This window comes from Veillonella denticariosi JCM 15641 (genome assembly GCF_002959855.1).
GTDB lineage: Bacteria > Bacillota > Negativicutes > Veillonellales > Veillonellaceae > Veillonella > Veillonella denticariosi.
Window position 1 is genome coordinate 685018 of record NZ_PPDB01000007.1, and the last position, 22403, is coordinate 707420.

The 22403-nt window shown below is 41.8% G+C and carries 19 protein-coding genes and 1 tRNA gene; all 20 read right to left on the minus strand.

The features are described from left to right. Positions 1–3 precede the first annotated feature (3 nt). A complete protein-coding gene (hydA, locus tag VEHSUH05_RS08725; protein WP_105091338.1) occupies positions 4–1353 on the minus strand; it encodes a dihydropyrimidinase in 1350 nt (449 codons plus the stop codon). Then, positions 1350–3041, minus strand: coding sequence for a selenate reductase (locus VEHSUH05_RS08730; protein ID WP_105091339.1), 1692 nt, complete (start codon positions 3039–3041; stop codon positions 1350–1352). The genes hydA and VEHSUH05_RS08730 overlap by 4 nt, the downstream gene beginning before the upstream one ends. Before the next feature lie 30 nt (positions 3042–3071). Then, positions 3072–4400, minus strand: coding sequence for a putative aminohydrolase SsnA (ssnA, locus tag VEHSUH05_RS08735; protein ID WP_105091340.1), 1329 nt, complete (start codon positions 4398–4400; stop codon positions 3072–3074). A gap of 51 nt (positions 4401–4451) precedes the next feature. Next, a complete protein-coding gene (gene arcC / locus VEHSUH05_RS08740; protein ID WP_105091341.1) occupies positions 4452–5390 on the minus strand; it encodes a carbamate kinase in 939 nt (312 codons plus the stop codon). 71 nt (positions 5391–5461) lie between these two features. Next, positions 5462–6655: a knotted carbamoyltransferase YgeW gene (ygeW, locus tag VEHSUH05_RS08745; protein ID WP_105091342.1), complete on the minus strand. Its 1194-nt coding sequence runs from the start codon at positions 6653–6655 to the stop codon at positions 5462–5464. Between the two features lie 165 nt (positions 6656–6820). Continuing rightward, positions 6821–8131, minus strand: coding sequence for a YgeY family selenium metabolism-linked hydrolase (locus VEHSUH05_RS08750; RefSeq protein WP_038115777.1), 1311 nt, complete (start codon positions 8129–8131; stop codon positions 6821–6823). Between the two features lie 12 nt (positions 8132–8143). Next, positions 8144–9355: a diaminopropionate ammonia-lyase gene (dpaL, locus tag VEHSUH05_RS08755; RefSeq protein ID WP_054674615.1), complete on the minus strand. Its 1212-nt coding sequence runs from the start codon at positions 9353–9355 to the stop codon at positions 8144–8146. A gap of 9 nt (positions 9356–9364) precedes the next feature. After that, a complete protein-coding gene (locus VEHSUH05_RS08760; RefSeq protein WP_038115783.1) occupies positions 9365–9997 on the minus strand; it encodes a helix-turn-helix transcriptional regulator in 633 nt (210 codons plus the stop codon). Between the two features lie 378 nt (positions 9998–10375). After that, on the minus strand, positions 10376–10795 hold the full coding sequence (locus tag VEHSUH05_RS08765; RefSeq protein ID WP_095066262.1) for a flavodoxin: 420 nt from the start codon (positions 10793–10795) through the stop codon (positions 10376–10378). Between the two features lie 10 nt (positions 10796–10805). Then, positions 10806–11393, minus strand: coding sequence for a DUF3793 family protein (locus VEHSUH05_RS08770; RefSeq protein ID WP_105091343.1), 588 nt, complete (start codon positions 11391–11393; stop codon positions 10806–10808). 99 nt (positions 11394–11492) lie between these two features. Beyond that, positions 11493–12131: a hypothetical protein gene (locus VEHSUH05_RS08775; RefSeq protein WP_054674608.1), complete on the minus strand. Its 639-nt coding sequence runs from the start codon at positions 12129–12131 to the stop codon at positions 11493–11495. Positions 12132–12255: 124 nt separating this feature from the next. Next, positions 12256–13944 (minus strand): glutamine--tRNA ligase/YqeY domain fusion protein, encoded by a 1689-nt coding sequence (locus VEHSUH05_RS08780; protein WP_105091344.1) that lies wholly within the window; start codon positions 13942–13944, stop codon positions 12256–12258. An 84-nt stretch (positions 13945–14028) separates the two neighbouring features. Continuing rightward, positions 14029–15078, minus strand: coding sequence for a 2-hydroxyacid dehydrogenase (locus tag VEHSUH05_RS08785; RefSeq protein ID WP_105091405.1), 1050 nt, complete (start codon positions 15076–15078; stop codon positions 14029–14031). 185 nt (positions 15079–15263) lie between these two features. Next, positions 15264–15731: a large conductance mechanosensitive channel protein MscL gene (mscL, locus tag VEHSUH05_RS08790; protein WP_054674606.1), complete on the minus strand. Its 468-nt coding sequence runs from the start codon at positions 15729–15731 to the stop codon at positions 15264–15266. A gap of 185 nt (positions 15732–15916) precedes the next feature. Then, complete coding sequence (locus VEHSUH05_RS08795; protein ID WP_245875956.1) at positions 15917–17707, minus strand: ATP-dependent nuclease; 1791 nt, start codon at positions 17705–17707, stop codon at positions 15917–15919. Between the two features lie 249 nt (positions 17708–17956). Continuing rightward, on the minus strand, positions 17957–18841 hold the full coding sequence (locus VEHSUH05_RS08805; RefSeq protein WP_105091345.1) for a DMT family transporter: 885 nt from the start codon (positions 18839–18841) through the stop codon (positions 17957–17959). A gap of 227 nt (positions 18842–19068) precedes the next feature. After that, positions 19069–20568 (minus strand): threonine synthase, encoded by a 1500-nt coding sequence (thrC, locus tag VEHSUH05_RS08810; protein WP_105091346.1) that lies wholly within the window; start codon positions 20566–20568, stop codon positions 19069–19071. 146 nt (positions 20569–20714) lie between these two features. Then, positions 20715–21656 carry a Dyp-type peroxidase gene (locus VEHSUH05_RS08815; protein WP_105091347.1) on the minus strand — a complete coding sequence of 314 codons (942 nt, stop codon included), beginning with the start codon at positions 21654–21656 and terminating at the stop codon, positions 20715–20717. A gap of 282 nt (positions 21657–21938) precedes the next feature. Next, positions 21939–22014, minus strand: a tRNA-Lys gene (locus VEHSUH05_RS08820). A gap of 85 nt (positions 22015–22099) precedes the next feature. Continuing rightward, a complete protein-coding gene (locus VEHSUH05_RS08825) occupies positions 22100–22402 on the minus strand; it encodes a hypothetical protein (RefSeq protein ID WP_054674600.1) in 303 nt (100 codons plus the stop codon). Between the last annotated feature and the right edge of the window lies 1 nt (position 22403).

The window sequence follows — 22403 nt, forward strand, 5'->3', positions numbered from 1 at the left end:
TCACTAAGGAATACATTCACCAAGATATGATTCTCGTAAGGATCCATCTTGTACCACATGGTGACCTCTGAGGATTACATCCCGTATCTTACCGGTTACGGTTAAACCCTCATACGGTATATAGTCTGCCTTTGTATGGGCTGACTTTTTTGAAAGAATGTGTTTCACATTCTTATCGACAATTGTAATATCCCCGTCGCTACCAACGGATAATGTCCCCTTCTTAGGATACATATCGTATAATCTAGCCGGGTTTTCACTAACTAATTTCATAAATTCTACGACGTTCATATTGCATTGGTTGACCAATACATCATAAGCGACGATTCCCCGTTCTTCCGCCCCGGGAATACCTCCGGGAATGCGGGTAAAATCATTACGACCTTGAGACTTTTGACCTTCAAAGTTGAAACTGCAGTGATCTGAACCGATCGTTTGGAACACGCCCTCTAAAAGTGCCTGTTTTAATATCAATTGATCCCTTTCAGTTCTAAGAGGAGGACTCATCACATATTTACCACCTTCAAAATCGGGTAAATTATATAAAGACTGATCAAGCACCAGGTATTGAGGACAGGTTTCACATGTTATCGCATGCCCCAGATCGCGTTCGTCAAGAACTTGGTAAAGCCCTTCTTCCGAACTGACATGAACAATATGCACGGGATAATCAAGTGCCGCACCGATAGTACTGAAACGCTTTATCGCCTCCGCTTCAATCATGGCGGGTCTCGTAAGTGGATGATTGCCGACGTCTAATTCACCACGTTTGCGCTTATCCGCTACAAGAGCATCGATAAGATCACCATTTTCACAATGAGCCGCAATGAGTACGCCTGTGGGTTTAATCGCTTCGATGGCATCATAGATTTCGCGGTCCGTTAAGCGGAATCCATAGGCCAAGTAGACCTTAAAGGATGAAACACCGGCAGCCACCACCTTCGGAATCTCACGGGCCACTTCATCATTCATTTCTATAAGTTCCATATGGAACTTATAATCACACGAGCAATGACCTGAGGCACGCCCTTTGTGAACTTCCAACCCCTTACAAAGAGAACCGTCTTCGGGAGAAGCAAAATTTATGATGGAAGTGGTTCCTCCAAGGATAGCAGCCTTCGTACCGCTATCAAAATCATCCGCAGTGGATGCCAATGCATTTGTCATCTGGAAATGCGTATGAGGATCTATAAATCCAGGAAATACATAACAACCTTGTGCGTCAATGACCTTGGCTCCATCCGGAACAGGAACATGTTCATCAATGGCTACAATTTTATCACCATCAATCAATAAGTCTCCGGTAAGGGTTCGATCAGATAAGACCAGTTCCCCCTGTTGTATGATAATCATGATACATAGTACACATGCTCCTTACAGAAAGCATGTACAACTCCTTTCAATTCGTCCGGTAATGCATCAATGTCACATACAGCTTCCTCACCTTTAAAACGATAGCCACAGCTGGTACCTTCAATGTAGAATCCATCATTCGTACTATCCGCCATCGCTTCTTTATTGTGGAAGAATGTAATACGATCCTTGTACGGTTGACAAGGTTCTACGCAATGACATGCACAGTTACCACATTCATTACAACTTTGATCAATATGAATGATCAATTTGACATCATTTACGGTAATGACTTCATTACATCTGTTTGGACATACGCGAACACAAGAACCACATGTCACACGACAACGATAGTCAGCGCTGTGTGTACCAGGGAAGGACTGCATCGCCTCCCGTTTCTTCTTCATCACATCGCTCTTCTTATAAATCTTATTATCAGCGATATCCTTAGCAAGTTCAGCGATAAGTTCTTTATGAACCTTTAACGCGGCATTGTAATCAGTTGACTCCACTTCATCCGCTAACCCTTTAAATGTATTGTATCCTTCTCCTTGTAAAAGAATAGTACATACAGTTACAGGCCAGATACCGCAATCAAAAATAGCTTTGATGTTCTGTTTTACAGCACCGCCGCTATAAGACATAGGTAAACGTTCGCCGAATTGAGCACTTAATAGCTCAGCCACACCAATTGTTACAGGTAACAAGGATTTACCGGACATATACATTTGCTCACCCGGCAATTCATTATTATGAATTTGTACAGGGAATGTATTTGTCAATTTTACGCCAAAAATCTTGTTATGTTTTTCACCAAGAGCGATAAGACGTTCTAACATTGGAATAGCTTTGTCAAATTGCAGATCCACCTCGAATTGATGATCATCAAAATCGATGTATTCAAAACCCGCATTATCCAGAAGCTCTCTAATGCGTTTAGGGCCTAGCAATGTAGGATTACATTTCAAGTATAAGTTAAGTCCTTTTTCGCTAATTAAATACGAACAGATAGACTCGATTTCCTCTGCCGGACAACCGTGCATGGTAGACAATGTAATCGCCTGACAGAGCTCATCGTCGATGGAGTTGATAAAGTCAACATCGATATGTTCAAATTCATCTACATGATCCAGGCACCACTGTTTGCAAGTATTCCACATAGGAGACTGGGATGCACTGCGCATTGTATTGATGAACTTATCAACCATAGGGCTCTTGATGCCGGCTAAATTATAGCCCACACTCATGATAAATAGGAAACCGTCCGGATCACCTAATCCCAGTTCCTTAGAAATCAGTTTTAAAGCAAACCAAGCTTTGATGTATTCATCGGCAGCTTCATCACAGCTATATTCAGAAGACCATTCCACATTGTATGCTTCGTCTACAGAGTAAATACAAGGTCTAGGAATACCTAGTTCCTCACCGTACATGATCTGTACAGTTTTCAATTCGATACAGCGAGCACCGGCCACATAGGAGGCCACGATATTTTGTGCTAACTGCGTATTAGGACCTGCCGCCGGCCCTACGGGATTTTCAATGGATTTTCCAAAAATATTCAATCGTTGATTATGTTTTGTGCGATGAATTTTGTTTACATTATAAATACGATTGTACATCTTGTACTCAGTCATAATGTGATTCATCAATTTTCCGAAACTTACCGGATACATAATATCACTCATAAAATCACACTCCTTCAAAAGCGCTTGGTCTTATGGGTTGAGTCGTTTCCATAAACTTTTAGATGTCGTTAAAATTTCACCCATTACAGCAGACTTGTCTATACCTTGTAATTGACGATCGATCATGCGCGGCACACCGTCACTAATGGTGGTTACCACATACATACCGTTAGTACCGAACAGTAAATGCCCGTTGATGTTATTTTCATCAAGTGGTGTCGGCGCCGTGTAATCAAGAACAATCACATCAGCTGCAGCACCCTTTTTAAGAATACCTACTGTAGTGTCGAAGAATTCATTCGCCATGTTACGGTTATTTTCAAATAACATGTGAGGTACTTCTCCCCATCCCACATATGGTTTATGCTGTTCGTGTTTCACGAGACAGTTAGCAACCTTGTAGGATTCAAGCATGTCATTTGTATATCCATCCGTACCAAGGCCAACGGTAATGCCCGCCTCTAACAGTTTCAAAATATCTGTTGTGCCGACGGCATTCCCCATGTTACTTTCCGGATTATGTACAACCCTAGCCTTCGATTTCTTCAATAATTGCACATCTTCATCAGATACGTGAACACAGTGCCCTGCTATGCTCTTCGGGCCTAAAATACCGGCCTCTACGAGGCGTTTTACAGGACTCATGCCATACTTTTCTTTACTATCTGCCACATCTTCAGGGCCTTCCGCAACGTGAACATGATATCCCAACTGATCCTCATTATGAGCTTTCACATAATCTAATGTTTCCGTGCTCAATGTGAAAGATGCATGCAAGCCCATCATCGCCGCCAGTCTGGATGGATCTTGTTTCGCCTCTTTACCAAAACGAACATTTTCTGCAACGGCCGCTTTCATTTGATCCGGACCATTGCGATCTGACACTTCATAGCACAAACAAGAACGAACCCCGAATTGTTTAGCCGCATCGGCAATGATGGATAGACTATTAGGAACTTCACCATAACTCGCATGATGGTCGAAAATAGTCGTTACCCCATTTTCAATACAACCTAAATAAGTAAGTAATGCACTGGCTTTCACATCAGGAGCAGTCAGTTTATTATCTAAATAAAACCATAGCCCCTCCAAGATTTCACCGAAATTCGTCGGCGCCGGACCCGGTAAGGATAAACCGCGTGCAAGCGCAGAGTAAATATGGTGATGTGCATTGATAAAGCCGGGCATAATCAAACCGCCATGGGCATCGATGATTTGTGCATCTTCATAAGTTTTACATAATTCATTATATGTGCCGATATCAACAATTTGAGTCCCGTCGATGGCAACAGCACCATCATAAATGATAGGTCTATCAGCATCACGAGTAATTACAGTACCTTTACCTAATATAATCACCTGGACACCTCCTCAACAATTGGTTGAAATGTATACTTATAAATCTATATGTTATTGTAATACGATACGCGTGCCGGTTTTTCCTGCTATACCGTCCTTGGATTTTTCCAATAATGTGATAATTGCAACACGCCCCTTCTTAGATGCCGCAAATGCAACGGCGGCCTCCACTTTAGGTTTCATGGACCCTTCTCCGAATTCACCGGCTTCGATATATTTTTTAGCCTGTTCAACAGAGATTTCGTCCAGCCATTGTTCGTTTTCTTTACCAAAATTAACGGCTACTTTTTCAACAGCTGTTAAAATAACGAGAATATCAGCATCAATTTCTTGAGCAAGCAGGCTGCTGGTCCAGTCTTTATCGATAACAGCGGCTGCACCATGAAGTTCGTTGCCTTCTCTGGTAACAGGGATACCGCCGCCGCCACAAGCCACGATTAACTCTTTACCTACTAAGCCTTTAATCGCATCTAATTCGATGATCTCCTTAGGCGCCGGAGATGCCACCACACGACGATAGCCACGGCCGGAATCTTCCTTTACCACGTAGTCGTAATTTTTTTCTGCGTATTCAGCTTCTTCCTTGGTCATAAAGTGACCAATCGGTTTCGTAGGATTTTTGAAAGCCGGATCTTTGGGATCAACTAATACCTGCGTAACCATAGTCATTGTAGGCAGATCTTTAATCCCACGGTTAAGGAGCTCTTCGTGGAGAGCATTTTGTAAATCATAACCAATATAAGCCTGACTCATCGCTACACATACGGATAACGGAGTATTTGGCTGCCCTTCTTTTTCACGAGTCAACGCTGCCATGGCATTATTGATCATACCGATTTGAGGTCCATTACCATGCGTTACTACTACATCACAATTCGATTCAACAAGGTCCACAATAGTTTTCGCCGTACTCTTTACTGCAATTTTTTGCTCCGGTAGGGAATTACCTAATGCATTCCCCCCTAATGCTACTACAACTCTTTTCTTCATGTTATTCCTCATAACAACTAATTTAAGAATAAAAAGGAGCCATCAACAACGGATGGCCCCTAAACTTTACTTTACGGTTGAACTCGTTCAGTTCCCTTCCGTTCTAATTCTTTTAAGGTTTCTACAGGATTTTTAAATTTGCTGAGGAAAATCATAGCTGCAATAACATATGGTTTGTAGCTTGCTTCCTTGTAAAGAGGTATACGATAGCGGTCGAACACTGTTGCGTCCACTTCACCTTCATCACAACTTACACCTGTAATATCTGCCGGTAAGCAATGTAAGTAAAGAGCTTTACCGTCTTTAGTGAGACTCATCATCTCTTCGGTACATGCCCAATCTTTATGTTTACCATTTTCCTCAAGAAGTACTTTTTCTAATGCTTTAATGCCTTCTTGATCGTTGTCCCCGTACAACTTTGTACGTTTTTCCATCGCGCCGAATGGTGCCCAGCTCTTAGGATATACGATGTCTGCATCTTTGAAAGCATCCTTCATATCGTTAGTTCTACGGAAGGAACCGCCGCTCGCTTCAGCTTGTTTTTTAGCGATTTCTTCAACTTCCGGCATTACTTCATAGCCTTCAGGATGAGCTAAAACGACTTCCATACCGAGACGAGTAAATAAGCCGATAGCACCTTGAGGCACAGACAAAGGTTTACCATAAGATGGTGAGTATGCCCAAGTCATTGCGATTTTTTTACCTTTAAGATTTTCAAGACCACCGAATTCACGAATAATATGTGCCGTATCAGCCATGATTTGTGTCGGATGATCGATATCACATTGTAAGTTAACAAGTGTAGGACGTTGTTCTAACACGCCGTCTTCATGACCTTCTTTAACGGCGTTAGATACTTCATGCATGTAAGCATTACCTTTACCGATATACATATCATCGCGGATACCGATAACATCAGCCATGAAGGAAATCATGTTAGCTGTTTCACGAACTGTTTCGCCATGAGCGATTTGAGATTTACCTTCATCCAAGTCTTGAACTTCAAGACCTAACAAGTTACATGCAGATGCGAAGGAGAAGCGGGTTCTTGTGGAATTATCACGGAATAAGGATATGCCCAATCCACTGTCGAATACTTTAGTAGAAATGTTGCGTTCTCTAAGAGCACGTAATGCATCAGCAACCGCCCATACCCCTTTCAATTCGTCATCAGATTTCTCCCAGGTCAGGAAGAAATCCTCGCCGTACATTTTGCTAACATCTAAGCCTTGTAAAGTTTCAATACTTTTATTGAAGTCCGTCATAAATATATCCTCTCTTTCATATCCCCGTAGGGCTACTTAGTGCCAAATTATACTCATTACCTTTATAAAAGGTACAATCCTATATGTATTTTCTTAATAACCGCTAACCGATTATATATTAACTATCATTTTAATTGCTAACTATATGATATAAATGAATAATTATTAGCCTTTACAATAAACTGTCGGTAATAATGCGTATACAGCCGCACATGTTACGAGATCTTGTTTCCATGTAATTTCATTAGGAGCATGTGCTTGTGCTTCCGCACCAGGACCGAAGCCGATACATGGGATACCGTTACGGCCCATAATGGATACGCCGTTCGTGGAGAATGTCCATTTATCAGTCAACGGACGGGCTTTACGCATTTCTACGGTATCAGGTGCGCCGATTCGTTCAGTACCATATAGGCTGGTATACGCTTCTTCCAATGCTTTTGTTACTTTGTGATCCTTAGGAATAACCCATGTCGGGAAGTAACATTCAATAGGATATGTTAACCCTGTCCAGGATGGACGTGCATATTCGTACATAGATACCTTTGCACCGTATTCTTTAACATGTGGTAAAGCTTCGATTTCCGCCAAGCAACTTTGCCATGTTTCCCCGGCAGTCATACGACGGTCCAAGGAAACCGCACAGGAATCAGCTACTGCACAACGGCTTGGAGATGTATAGAAAATTTGAGAAGTGGTTACTGTCCCACGACCCAAGAAGCGAGCTTCTTCATAATGATCCGGGTTAAATTTAGGATCAAGCATTTTTACGAGACCCTTAATTTTTGTACTTTCATCAGCAGAGTTCGCATTCAACTCACGAATGTCTTGAAGAATATCTGCCATCTTATAGATTGCGTTGTCACCGCGTTCAGGAGCAGAACCATGGCAAGATACGCCTTGTACATCAACGCGGATTTCCATACGACCGCGTTGACCACGGTAGATACCGCCATCAGTAGGTTCTGTGGATACAACGAACTCAGGACGAATATTGCGTTCTTTAATCATGTATTCCCAGCAAAGACCATCACAGTCTTCTTCTTGTACCGTACCTACAACAAGTACGCGATATTTATCACTTAACAGACCCAAATCTTTCATGATTTTAGCGCCGTATACAGCGGATACGATGCCACCTAATTGGTCGGATACGCCGCGACCGCCGATTTTAGTTTCATCTTCAAAGCCTTCATACGGGTCAAAATTCCAGTTGTCACGATTACCGATACCTACAGTATCAATATGAGCATCAAATGCGATAAGAGTTTTCCCGGTACCCATGTATCCGAGAATATTACCCATAGGATCTACTTCGACTTCATCAAATCCTAGGTCCTTCATTTCCTGCTCTATGCGTTTTACATGGTCTTTTTCCTCAGCACTTTCACCAGGGAATGCCACGATTTCACGTAAGAACTTTGTCATTGCCGGGCCATAAGTTGTTGCCGCTTGTTTAACTGCTTGTAAATCCATAAATAATACCTCCTATCGATCTTCACCATACCACATAATGTTTTTATATCTCATAGGGTCCGTATCCCCTTCAGTGGAGAAGCAGAGTACCTTTGAAGACGCATCTAATTCTAATTCTTTCCGTAAGTCTTCATATTCCGGCATCGTCATAATGGCCGTCACCAGTCCTAACGGAACAGCACCGGACTCACCTGTTGTAATCGGTGTATCGCCCTTAATCGGAGCACCTCCGACGCGCATACCGAGACGTGCAACCCAATCCGGAGCGGCTACAAATACATCTGCATGGTTTCGTAAAATATCCCATGACACGGTATTTGGTTCACCACATGCAAGTCCTGCCATAATCGTTTCAAGGTCACCATCTACAATACGAGGATCTCCGTCACCGGCAACAGCACCTTTATATAAACATGCCGCTGCTTCGGCTTCTACAACAACGAGTTTCGGTTTCTTCTTTTCATTTTTATATAAATTACTGAAGTATCCTACTACGGAACCGGCAAGAGATCCTACACCGGCCTGTACAAAAACATGAGTTGGAACCTTGCAATGATCCTCTTCTAATTGAGCTGCCGTTTCCATAGCCATCGTGCCATAGCCTTGCATAATCCAATTCGGAATTTCTTCATAGCCTTCCCATGCTGTATCCTGAACTACAACACCATTCGGCACTTCTTTAGATTTCTTCGTAGCAAGTCGTACGCACTCATCATAGTTAAATTCTTCGATCGTTACGGTAGCGCCTTCGTTTTCAATCTGTTGTCTACGATACTCCGTAGAGCCTTTCGGCATAAATACTACCGACTTTTGACCTAATTTATTAGCTGCCCATGCTACACCGCGACCATGATTACCGTCGGTAGCAGTAAAGAATGTAGCTTGACCAAAATCATCTTTCAGCTTCTTGGATGTCAAAACATCGTATGGTACATCGGCAATCGTTTTACCAAGTTGCTGTGCCACATATTTACCTATCGCATAAGAACCGCCCAATACTTTGAAAGCATTAAGCCCAAATCGATATGATTCGTCTTTCACATAAAGTGAATCAACACCGATATAAGATGCTAAGTGTTTAAGTGATACAAGTGGTGTAACGCTATATTGCGGAAAGCTTTCATGAAATGCTTTAGCTTTCTTTATTTCCTGAACATCCATAACTGACAGAAATTTGTCACTGGATGGTGCCATCGTATTACGTACCCACTGAATTCGTTCCATATTAGCCTCCTATGATTCTTCCTTAACAGCATTCAAGTCACTATATAAAGTGAACTTGGAAATATTAAAATACTCTGCAATCTTCTCAGAAGATTTAGAGATTAAAAAAGCACCCTTATCGTTTAAATAAGCAATCGCTTTAAGACGCTCCGTTTTATTCATCAAAACACCCGGTTTTCCAACTAATCGCTCTGCGTCTTGGAGTAAGTCATCCAATAAATCGGAAACACTGGTTGTAATCCTTTCAACCGATTCGGAATCATCATTTCCAATGCCGATAAGATGTTCCAATGTACTGTGCATCATAACCAAATCTGTTATATCCTGGTTAATTCCTAACAAATACGCGATCTTACCGTTATCATCACGGATATACATCGTTGATGATCGCAAGACACGACCTTCCTTCGTTTTTGTAAGATATCCAAAACGACCGTCCCCTCCATCATCATGACGAAGTACATCCAGAACAACATGAGACGGACCGTCTCCGACATGACGATTTGTTATATTCCCATTTTCAATATATACAAGGGATGAATCGATATCATGCTGTAAATCATGTATCAGCACTTCACAAGACTGGCCGAACTGTATGGCTAGTCCATGAGCTATGACCCGTAACCGATCCAACGTACTCATCGATATAATCACCCTCTCATCTATACATGGTCATGTTAATTTACAACCTTACTATAGCCTTCATCGGTATATTTAGATTTCCTCTAACAATTTTTGTTTATACCTAACAATTTGTTAGGTCTCTTTACTTTGATTATAGTCATATGTTTATAAAAATGCAACCATATTATGCATAAAAGTTATTTATAAATATAATTTTATATGTAATTATTTATAAGAGCACAGAAAATGCTATGAATACAGCTGTTTTATACCATCTATATCATATAGATATCAAAATAAATTCTGACTCATATATCATTAACGTAACCATGAAAACAGAAAAAAAGGCTGTAATAATGACATCGTCATTATTACAGCCTTATCTATTCTATTATATTATGCATTCGCCAATGTTTTACCTAATTCTTGACATTGTGCTTTACCATCATCATCAGGTTCACCCAAAATAGCAACGCCGTCAGCAACAAGTACTCCACCGGCATCTTTGATGCGAGCGCCCCAATCTTCAAGCCATGTACCGCCCCAACCATAGGAGCCGAAGATGGCCAATTTCTTGCCACTCAATTTACCTTCCAATTCAGTGTAGAACGGTTCAAATTCGCCTTCTTCAAGTTGTTCCGCACCCATATCTGCACAACCGAGAGCTAATTTTTCATAAGCAGCTGCTTCATCTACGGATACTTCAGAAACAGATTTAACTTCCACGTCCTGACCAGCAGCCTTGATACCTTCAGCTACTTCGTGTGCCATTTGTTCTGTATTACCTGTACCGGACCAATAAATTACACCAATCATCTTCTACCTCCTAGGCCGTTCTTGCGACCAATGAACCAAATGTTTTTCCCAACATCAATTGAGTTTGACAATACTGTCGACATGCTTTATAACACATGAAAGAACGCTGTGCGCCTATCACATCATCATAGACTTTCCATTCCCCACACATGTGGTAGCCTGCACCACGTCGTGAAATAAAGTATTTCACATCGGTTAGAGGATATCCGAGAAATACACCGATTTCATGAGGAAAATCAACGCTAGCTTCCATACGGTACCGCAAATGTTCAAGCATTTCCATAATACTCATCCGCTCATGATAACCGTATGCTTTCAAGAATGTCATCACCGCAGGTTGCCGCACATAGTCTCGTAATTGGGTTTCACGAAACACCAGTAACAGTCTACGCGCTTTACAGCGACACAATTCAAAGAAGAACAAACCCATTTCATTGAACTCTTTATTATATTCAGTCAATACTAATTGGATCTGCTCATTCATGTCCCGTGGAATAGAAACCAAATTCGATAGCTTGATGCCACGAATTGCCGGTGCACAATGAAATCCAATGATTTGGTCAATTGAATTCATCAAAGTTTTACCTACCTGCTGCATATCTACATAGGATGTTTTTATTTGAGAACAATTCCTATATCCACATGGTACTCTTGATTAGAAAAATTGTCAAGAATAATTGATATATACTTTCAATATTTATTTAGTTTTACTTTGTAATAATTCTTTTACCTTTGGAAATATCTTGGCATCGCTTTCCGCATCAATAGCTATAAAACGGGCTTTAGGTCCTGTATACTTGTCATCGAACAACATGACATGTAGAACTTCTTCATAAGAATTATTATTAGCTACGCCTCTATGTTTTAATGTTCCTTCATATGTATTCCCCTGTTTAGCTAACGGAGTGACAACGGTAAATGTACTAAGAACAGGATTATTTCCGCTGTTAATAGAGGATACCAACGCCCCTAATGCAGATGAATCCGTACTAACGCCTCTGCTTTCACCCATAACTCCGGTCAACTGCCTACCTAAAACCACATCGGCATAAACGGCATAATTCATTTCATTTCCGTTTTTGATATTTAATGTATATACATTAGCAGATGTGGCGCCGGCATCTAGCAGAGCGGTTCTAACGTCCTTCTTGCCTTCTGCGGCGAAGAGGGCTTTCGGATTATTGTTATACACCGTCACACCCTCCGGCATTTTAATACCTTGATACGTAGTATTCTGGTTTTTATTCATAACCGTCTTAATATTTGCAGCAGAACTTACAGCCGGAACATTAACCAAAACAGAGGCTGCAATTGCAAGTAATAGTAATTTTTTCATCATAGCTCCTCAATTGATTAGAACATATTTAATGAAGAACCGCCCACGCGGGACGGTTCTTTAAAAATTCCGTATCGATTTATTTTACCACGATTGTTTAAATAAATTCTGAATCATAATACAATTATTTCTTCTGTTGCTTAGCCCAACTGTCACGCAAACCGACGATACGATTCACCACGATATGATCGGATGTGCTATCTTTATCGGTCACAAAATAACCTTGGCGTAAGAATTGAAAGTGATCTCCCGGCACAGTTGTAGCTAAGGATGCCTCGCCTTTACTATGTAAAACCTGTAGAGACTCATGGTTAAAGCTTGCTAAGAAATCCTTATCATCCGCATCTTCACGCAATAAGTAGTCATATAAACGCGTTTCGATATCCACCGCAGAGGATGCTTCCACCCAATGCAACGTGCCTTTTACTTTGCGCGTGCAACCGCTACCGCTCTTCGTTTCAGGATCATAGGTACAGTGAATTTCCGTAATATTTCCATCCCCGTCCTTCACGATATCTGTGCAAGTCACGAAATACGCCCCTTTGAGACGTACTTCTTTTCCGGGAGCCAATCGGAAGAATTTTTTTACCGGTTCCTCCATAAAGTCGTTGCGTTCAATATAGACTTCACGACCGAAAACAACCTCACGGGTACCGAGTTCTTCGTTTTCAGGATTATTTTCTATGGTCACGAGTTCGGTTTGTCCCTCAGGATAGTTCGTAATGACGACTTTTACAGGATCCAATACCACCATAGGGCGCATAGCTTTTAATTTCAAATCCTCGCGAATACAGAATTCGAGAAGCGCAATATCTACCATACTGTCCGCCTTAGCCACGCCGATACGATCGCAGAAGTCGCGAATCGCAGCCGGCGTATACCCTCGACGACGCAATCCGGAAATGGTCGGCATCCGGGGATCATCCCAACCGGACACAAGCCCCTCCTCAACAAGAGCGCGCAATTTACGTTTGGACATAACCATTTTGGTTACATTCAGCCGGGCGAATTCGATTTGTCGTGGAATTTCGGTATCGTCCCAGTCCTCCAGAACCCATTCATATAACGGGCGATGAACTTCAAACTCCAAGGTGCAAATGGAGTGCGTAACGCGTTCAATCGCATCCTCAATGGGATGAGCGAAGTCATACATAGGATAGATTTTCCATTCACCGCCTGTACGATGATGGTCCGCATTCACGATACGGTACAAAACGGGATCACGCATAACGATATTGGGATCAGCCATGTCGATTTTCGCACGCAAAACCTTTTCTCCATCCTTAAATTTACCGTTTTTCATATCTTCAAAGAGAGCCAAATTCTCTTTAACACTGCGGTCGCGATAAGGGCTGTTCGTACCAGGCGTGGAAAAATCACCGCGTGTTTGACGAATTTCATCCGCCGTCTGGTCATCTACATAAGCCTTGCCAAGCGTAATTAATTTCTTGGCGTATTCATACATCTGTCCGAAATAGTCCGATGCATAGCGCACATCCCCGTTCCAATCGAAACCGAGCCACTTCACATCATCCATAATGGAGTTTACGTATTCCACATCCTCCTTCGTCGGATTTGTATCGTCAAAGCGCAAGTTTGTGAGCCCATTGTATTCCTTACCGAGTCCGAAGTTCAGGCAAATAGATTTTGCATGACCTATATGCAGATATCCGTTCGGCTCCGGCGGAAAACGGGTCAATACACGCCCGCCGTAACGACCGTTTTTATTATCCTTATTAATTTCAGCTTCGATAAAGTTAACTGATACAACTTCTTCCGGAGCTACCGATTGTTCAATATCTTTATGTTCCAACGTTATAACCTCCACATGATAAATATTCTTTTATTTTACCATATATCGCATAAGACCGCACATATTTCATATTCTTGTGAAAGTTTAATCGAAATCACTCAAATCAACGCCGGCTTTTTTCAATTCCTCTAAGGCGATTTCCTCTGTCAAAACAGATTTCTTGTAATTCACTTCTTCGTTGACACATGTTTTAAGCGGTTTCTTATGAACTCCGGCGATGATATTATCCGCCGTCAGAATAGACATATCATAACGAGTTCTGTCTGTATAGGAACCTATATGCGGCACGATCAAACAATTTTCTACAGATAGCAGCGGATGATCTGCAGGCAACGGTTCAGGATCTGTTACATCAAGGGCCGCATAATCGATTTCACCCGTTTCAAGAGCATTGATCAAGGCTTCCGTATCAACGATAGGCCCACGCCCAACATTCACGAACAATGCGGTATTTTTCATTTTCCTGAAAAATGCTTCATCGCACATATGGTATGTTTCATCAGTAAGAGGAGCCATAACACAAACCACGTCACTGGTCGCTAACAGCTCATCGAGTTCCATATAAGTCGTTTTATATAATTTATCATCATTACGCGGATGACGATTATGATACACAACTGTCATGCCAAATGCGCGTGCACGCCGTGAAATGGATACCCCGATTGCCCCCATACCGATGATTCCCAAGGTACGACGACTCAAATCGAAACCCTTAATATTGGACGGTCTTTGCGCCCATCGACCGTTTTTTACAAAATTTGCATTCTCCAAAATCCGACGACTCGCAGTAGCGATTAATGTAAAAGCCAATTCAGCAACCGTTTCATTGAGAACGCCCGGCGTATTACCATAAGGAATCCCTGCCGCCGTCAAATCATCGATTTTCACATTATCATAGCCCACCGCAGCTTGTGCGATAACCTTCAACTTCGGAGCATTTTTGACAAGATCAGCATCTACATCGAGCGGTCTCACGCTCCATAAGCCATCGGCTTCGACGAGCCACTCTTTTAACGTCTCGCGAGGCATCACCGTCTTTTCAGTCCATTGACGTACCTCTACATGCTCTTTTAAATATGCAATCGCATCTTTGCGAACAAGTCCATTTACAACTACTAGAGGTTTTCGTTCCATATGCATCAGTCCTCCAAAAAATTTATAGTATATACATATATTTTATACTAGAGCGTAAATCTAATACAATAAAAAAGAATTCCCGTACTTGTGCAGCGACATCAGGAATATGCGCGGGCAAGTATAGGAATTCTTCTTTATTAAACGAGAACAGCTTAAGAGCTCTGCAAAAATCGAAATATAAATTATTTCAAATCTGCAGTACAGTTAGGACATTTAACTGCATCAATATTGATTTCAGATTTACAATATTGACACTCTTTCGTTGCAGGAGCTTCAGCAACGTCCTCTTCTTTTGCGGATTTCATCATTTTAGCCAATCCGCGGACCATCAAGAATACAACAAATGCCAAGATCAGGAACTGAATCAAATCAGTGATAAATGTACCGTATGGCAATACGGAACCGGCTGCACGCGCCGTAGCGATATCAGCACCGGCCATGAATGCATCTTTAGAACCTGTGCTCAATGGCAAATATAAATTACTGAAATCAATACCGCCTGTGAACACGCTGAGGACAGGCATAAACAAATTGTTTACAACAGAATTAACCAATGCTGTGAAAGCAGCACCAATAATCATACCTATAGCTAGGTCCATCATGTTACCTTTGAACGCAAAGGCTTTAAAATCGTTTAAAAATTCTTTCATCTTACTACTCCTAAACACCTGATACTCGAAATCTTTTAATTCCTAAATAATTTATTAATTACTTTACTAATGATAAAAGATAGAGTCTTCGATGTCAAGATTTTTCGATATAGCTTTCTCAATTTATGCCGTACTCTTTTGCATAGGTATCTTATTTCAGTAATGAATCAATTACCATAGGGATTCTATGCCAATCCTAACGATAAAGTCTTTGCACGCTCCACGACGGCTATGAAAGAGGGCGGGATTAAAGATGCATCCAGGAATTGACTGATACGACGACCTACAATAACCCCCTTATTCGCATAGAACCAGGAGAAATAATAGATATGAAGGTCATCTATTTTACGATCTGAAATATTGGACAGACAGCGTTGTACAATTTGACTCTTTGTAATCCCCAGTTTCGCATAGCCGCGCCGTGCCATATCCTTCGTCACCATCGGACGTCCTTCATCTATAATATCCCTGATAATGGCATCCATAACGGATCGTTTACGCAACTCCAGTAAATGAGCTACAAAATCCATTTCAAAGCAGATTTCATCGGTGTAAAAAACATTTCCATTACCTTTCGCATATTTTCCTTCCACATCGCGATCGTATAATGCCACAGTCGGTATGGCAAATTTATGAAACAGCTTTTGCAATTTGCTGATGGAGGATTCACCGCGCGCATTGATAAGACATATGCCAAAATAATCAAAATCCACACCCAAACGCTTGCCAAAACCTGCGAAACTGCCATATTCCGTCTCGCCTTCTACAATAATGATACATCGGGAATAAAGAGCCTCCTTCGCTTCAGGAAAATGCATAATCAGATGCTTCTCCACTTCCTTCGGAAAGTTAAAGGTAACGCCGCAAGCGGCACAGACCATATCCTGATCATCCCGATACAGCCGAATAATATGGCGATAATCATCGACAAGAGCATCCGTACTATGTGTCACCACGAAAAGCTGTCCCAACAGTCCGTCAATTTGAAATAATTCCCGAATAAGTCCGAGAAAATCTTCATTCTCATTAGTCGCAATTTGTCGATAATAATTGAGCACAGCCCGTTGCAGATAAGGACTTAAATGAAGTTCCGGCTCATCCACGCTGATAAAGATGGGTAAATATCGATGCCCATCCGAATCATATACGAGTAAAGATTCTAAATTAGTAGTTGCACTGCGAACTTTCATATAAATCTGAGCGAGAATTTTTAAGGCTACCGCCATGATAAGCCGAACATTATCAGCGGAATACTTTCGTTCCACCGTAACCGATGTGGACAAAACCTCGATAAGATGCTGTACATTCAGCATGCAATATGGATCCAGATCCTCCCTCAAACTGTTGATTTCATGCTGTATACTACGGTCAGGCACCTCGAGTTTCGACACATAATTCTGTAAAAGATGTCCCAGTTCAACATAAATGGAGGATGGAATAGAAAAGAGCTCCCGTTCCGAAGTATCCCGATGGCATACGTAAAGCGCATGACGAACCATGGACAAAGACATCGGCTCCATCTGTCCGTCATCGACTCTATATAACCTAGGGTATACTTCCTGCACAACCTGCTCCAGGCGCACCCGATATATGGGCCCCGAAGATAATACATCATCATTAGTACTATTTAAACTCAAGCCGTTACTTGAGGTTTTGCTCTTCTTGTTCGCTCCCTTCATATCTTCGGTAGATGCGGATTTGATATTCTTTATAGTCTCCGCCTCTATTCCGCCTAAAGGGTATATATGATTTAACTCCGCCAGGGATAATTCGAGATCTATACGAATCGGTTTATTTACGTCTGTAAAATCGCCTTCACCGAAGCCCCGACACTCCATGATAATTTCCAAAAGATCCAGAAAATTTGATTTTCCAACGGCATTCTCACCGACAAAATAATTTATATCATTATGAAAGCTTAGTACCACATCCGCCAAATTCCGATAGTTTTCGATATGCATCCATCGTATGTACATAAGAGCCTCCTTCCCACCTGTTCTCCACAAGCAATCGGTCGAGCAATTTATAAACTACCTAACAAACAGTAAATGCACCGTACCGCATCACCATCCACTTCATTGTCCCTGTTGCTCCGATACTAAATTGATATATGATTTTTTATCCATACAATTATAAATTATCACTTACATAAAAAGGTGCCAATCACGACCGTGATCAGCACCCCAGCTGTCATACAACGTTCTTATATTGTATATATTCGACATTTATTTGTTTTTTTCCTCTATAACCTTACCGCTCCCCACAGAACTTTGTTCCTTTAAACGCGCCAGCATAACGGACGCGATAAACATGGCAACACCGGCACAGACCGTCGATACGGATAAACTTTCAGAAAAGAAAAGAAATCCGTAAAACGAACTGATGAAGACGCCTACGTATTGCAAAAATTGTGCCACCACCGCATTGGTGGTAACAAATGCACCGGTCAGGCAGAACTGAGCGACCACCGATATGCCGCCGATAATAGCGATAATAAGCCAGTCATATCCTTGAGGCATCACGAATTGATCAGTCGCTATAAAGCCGGCAAACATGCTGGTAATCAGAAAGTACGCCATGATTTCAAAATTGCTGTGCTGTCCACGCTTGCTAATGGTTCGTATCGTCGTATAAGCGGCCGCAGCCAACGCTGCACCTAAAATGGCCACCAGTGCATACCACGAAAACGAATCATAGCTGAACGGGTTCACCATGACTATAACAGCGAACAGAATCAGACAGAGCCATTTACCGGCGCCTTTCGGTATCGATTCTTTCAGAAACAGAGCGCTAAAGATAAAAACAAATATTCCCGTCGTCTGAAACAGGATTGTCGCATCGGACAATTTCATGTGCACCAAAGCGATGAAATTACATACCATACCAAAACCGCCGTATAGACCGCGCATGACAAGGAGTCCCCGATCCTCCTTTGAAAATCGGATACCCTTAACATACATGATGATAAGTACCGCAACGGTCCCGAAGAGCCCGCGTGCAAAGGCAATCTCTCCGGGCGGAATATTAGTACCCAGCAATTTTACAAATACATTCATCGTGCTGAATAAAAGTGCGGATAATAAAGCATATATAAGGCCCTTTTTAGCCATAGCCCCTCCTTGAATTGTTTCTCCCCATGTAATTCTAAATCCATCGTTCTATAAATGATCGATAAATCTATAAAGCTGACAATCCATATTGCATATACTAAATAGTCAGGTAGCTAATTAAATAGATAGTTCAGTTAATTACTCAATTGGATAGTCAGATTGATTGCTAGTAAACGCCCAGCTAAATATACAGATATACCGCCCTTCCTCGGAAAGGCGGCATCATATTATTTAGAGAATGTATCTACAAAATCTAAAATCTCCTGTTTCATATTCTCTTTATCAATCGCTTTTGTAAAGCGTAATTCTTTAGACTGTAACGCCTCCAGTTGTTTAGGGAATCCCACGCCTGTCACAGCTGAGATATTATGCAAGCTTTCATACGGAGTCGCCCCCACCTTGATATCCAAAGCCTCACAAATCGCTGTAGGGAATTTGAACGGATGCGCCGTGGATGCGATAATCGTATGGCGAGCACCGTCTTCAGGATGTTTTCCCAATTCCTTCATGTATGCACCCATAGCTACAGCCGTATGCGGATCCATCACATAACCATAGGAGTTATAAACCTGTTCGATAATCTCCTTCGTTTCTTCGTCATCTACATAAGCGCCGAAAAAAATCGCCTTAACCCGTTTGAATTCCTCTTCGTTAACAGATAATTTACCCGTCGCTTTAAGGTCTTTCATCCACCCCGCCGTTCTTTCACAATCCTCGCCGGAAATATAGTATAAGAAACGTTCAAAGTTCGAGGATTCAAGAATATCCATCGACGGAGAGATAGTCGTATAAAACGGACGATTCATATCATATGTGCCGGTTTCAAAGAATTCGGTGAGCACATTATTCTGATTGGATGCACAGATTAATTTACCGATAGGAATCCCCATTTTTTTCGCATAATATGCAGCCAGAATATTACCGAAATTACCGGTCGGTACCACGACATTAAACGCTTCATCCTCATGGATTGCGCCTTGCGCCACAAGTTCAGCATAGGCATTGACATAATACACCACCTGCGGCGCCAAACGCCCGATATTGATGGAGTTAGCGCTGGAGAACATAACGCCCTTTTCCGCCACCTCTCGGGCCGTCTCTTTATCTACGAATAAGCGCTTTAAGAATTGCTGAGCATCATCAAAATTACCACGAATAGCCGTCACATTGACATTTACCCCCTCCTGTTTCTGCATCTGTTCCGCCTGCATAGGGCTGACGCCGTCCGTCGGATAGAATACTTGAATATGAGTACCCGGCACATCTTTAAAACCTTCCAATGCCGCTTTGCCCGTATCACCGGATGTGGCGGTCAAGATGAGTACTTCCTTCTGTTCACCTTCCGCTTCTTTTGCCGCCACCAACAGATATGGGAACAGAGACAACGCCATGTCTTTGAAGGCTTGCGTACGTCCATGGAACAGTTCCAGTACGGATACTTTTTCCAATAGGGAATGAAGCGGCGCAATATCTCGTGTGTTGAAATTCGCATCGCTGTAGGCGGAATGAATCATATCCTTCAAATGAGCTTCGGAGAAGCACGGAAATAGTTTCGCCAATACAACAGCCGCTACCTCTTGATAGCTTTTATCTTTCACATCATCGTATGTCAAGCAGTTAACAGGGAATAAAGAAGGCACATATAAGCCTCCGTCCTCTGCCAAGCCATGTAACAACGCATAGGTTTCATTTACCGCAACTGTACCGCGGGTGCTAGTATAATTCATGAAATACCTCATCTATAAACGGACTACATTCTATGGAATCTAATAAGTTTTATTATAGCATAAAAGCGCCCCAAAAGGAGCGCTTTCTATTTTTCGGAACTATATTTAGATACGCATCAACAATAATAGTCCCCATATTTGTAACATTATATTTCTTCTTCCGCGATAGCATCCAATGTATCAAGAGACGGAATAAAGAACAGCATACCGGTTATCGGTTTGGAATAATCTAACAATTTATCATTCTGCGTAAACATATTCGTCAACATAGTTTTTGTTACGTCCCAGTAACGAGCGTATCCGATAAAATATGTGCCGCGTACACCATGACCGGGTTGAGCGAACGGTACGTTCATCCGAACGATTTTATGTTCTTCCCCATCACGGTTATCTTGAGCCACCACATTATGTGCCGCTTCATCCTTTTCATCATCTTCCAGCTCTATGTCACTGAATTTGCGACGGCCGATAAACTTTTCCTGCATTTCTGTCGGCAATGCCCGCCATGCATCGAGATCATGAATATATTTTTGAGCAAACGCATAAGAACCGTTTATGAATTCCGGATCTTCATCACCGATAACGCCCCACTCTACAGCTTCTTCATCTACAGGATTTTCCGTGCCATCCACAAAATCAATGATAGCGCGGCCCTGTTCATAGTGAAAGCCATGTGTTTCATCAACAACTTCAGTAACAGGGCGTAAAAAATCCATGATTTGATCCACTACCGTATATGTAACTGATTCATCGTTGGAGCGTACATGTAAGAATAAGTCCGCCGGTGTCGCAGGAACATCCTGTTTGTCCCCCTTAATACCGGTAAAGTCTTCTAATTCTTTTGGTAGCGGTGCATCCGGGAATAAGTACGTCCAACCTTGATAGCTGAACCCGAAGGCGATACCAAGTCCCGCATTATTCGCCCGAATGTTAACGGAACGCTTAATCGCCTGAATACGATCCGCCATATCACGAATAACATCAAGTTCAGTATCGTGATTTTCACGCTTTAATAATAAAGTCGTAAAATTAACACTTTGTCCCGCATCTTTGTACACATCCTGTGTTCTGCTTTTATCTACCGCCATTTTGTACCTCCTGATAAATCCAGTACTTAACTCCTTTATATGTTCATGGTAAAGCATTTGTGCTCTATTGTCTATGACTTATGTTTTTGTGGCTTCAATATATTCTATCTGATCGTACCGCACACGTAAATCTTCAACTGCACACTTAAAATCAAGGGTATCAAACTAGGGTATAGAGCAGAAGATGTTACAAGTTTAAGGATTATAGGACAAAAGGTATTACAGATTTAATCTCATAAATAAAAAAAGAACCCGCATGTTCATGTGAGTTCTCTTTTAATATGGTGGACCACCAGGGGTTCGAACCCTGGACACCCTGATTAAGAGTCAGGTGCTCTGCCAGCTGAGCTAGTGGTCCATAACAAAATATATTATATGACTATTTTATGGGAATGTAAAGAATATATTAGACTCCTTCCCATAAAATAGCATATTAGAATATATCAATACTGTAACATCCAGTCTTTTATGATATTACACGATTCGGTAGGAATCACATCGGTAGTTCCGACGCATTCCGAATCGCTGTACATCTGCAACACACTGTGGGTGCGGCTCACTTCTTTCACGATTACATTCGTCAACTTCGCCTTAGGCACACTGAACTGCAAACCATAGCGTCCCATATAGGTAAACACCTCTTTTTGTGTATCATACTCCATATGGACTTGTAACATCTTACCACCGGGCCAACATTCTTCAACAAATGTTTTGGATCGAGGTTTCAAGAAATCAAAAAATCCCATA

Coding starts and splice junctions, on each gene's coding strand:
- hydA (WP_105091338.1), bottom strand. CDS start 1,353: ATGATTATCATACAACAGGGGGAACTGGTCTTATCTGATCGAACCCTT.
- VEHSUH05_RS08730 (WP_105091339.1), bottom strand. CDS start 3,041: ATGAGTGATATTATGTATCCGGTAAGTTTCGGAAAATTGATGAATCAC.
- arcC (WP_105091341.1), bottom strand. CDS start 5,390: ATGAAGAAAAGAGTTGTAGTAGCATTAGGGGGGAATGCATTAGGTAAT.
- ygeW (WP_105091342.1), bottom strand. CDS start 6,655: ATGACGGACTTCAATAAAAGTATTGAAACTTTACAAGGCTTAGATGTT.
- VEHSUH05_RS08750 (WP_038115777.1), bottom strand. CDS start 8,131: ATGGATTTACAAGCAGTTAAACAAGCGGCAACAACTTATGGCCCGGCA.
- dpaL (WP_054674615.1), bottom strand. CDS start 9,355: ATGGAACGAATTCAGTGGGTACGTAATACGATGGCACCATCCAGTGAC.
- VEHSUH05_RS08760 (WP_038115783.1), bottom strand. CDS start 9,997: ATGAGTACGTTGGATCGGTTACGGGTCATAGCTCATGGACTAGCCATA.
- VEHSUH05_RS08765 (WP_095066262.1), bottom strand. CDS start 10,795: ATGATTGGTGTAATTTATTGGTCCGGTACAGGTAATACAGAACAAATG.
- VEHSUH05_RS08770 (WP_105091343.1), bottom strand. CDS start 11,393: ATGCAGCAGGTAGGTAAAACTTTGATGAATTCAATTGACCAAATCATT.
- VEHSUH05_RS08775 (WP_054674608.1), bottom strand. CDS start 12,131: ATGAAAAAATTACTATTACTTGCAATTGCAGCCTCTGTTTTGGTTAAT.
- VEHSUH05_RS08785 (WP_105091405.1), bottom strand. CDS start 15,078: ATGGAACGAAAACCTCTAGTAGTTGTAAATGGACTTGTTCGCAAAGAT.
- mscL (WP_054674606.1), bottom strand. CDS start 15,731: ATGAAAGAATTTTTAAACGATTTTAAAGCCTTTGCGTTCAAAGGTAAC.
- VEHSUH05_RS08795 (WP_245875956.1), bottom strand. CDS start 17,707: ATGTACATACGATGGATGCATATCGAAAACTATCGGAATTTGGCGGAT.
- VEHSUH05_RS08805 (WP_105091345.1), bottom strand. CDS start 18,841: ATGGCTAAAAAGGGCCTTATATATGCTTTATTATCCGCACTTTTATTC.
- thrC (WP_105091346.1), bottom strand. CDS start 20,568: ATGAATTATACTAGCACCCGCGGTACAGTTGCGGTAAATGAAACCTAT.
- VEHSUH05_RS08815 (WP_105091347.1), bottom strand. CDS start 21,656: ATGGCGGTAGATAAAAGCAGAACACAGGATGTGTACAAAGATGCGGGA.
- VEHSUH05_RS08825 (WP_054674600.1), bottom strand. CDS start 22,402: ATGGGATTTTTTGATTTCTTGAAACCTCGATCCAAAACATTTGTTGAA.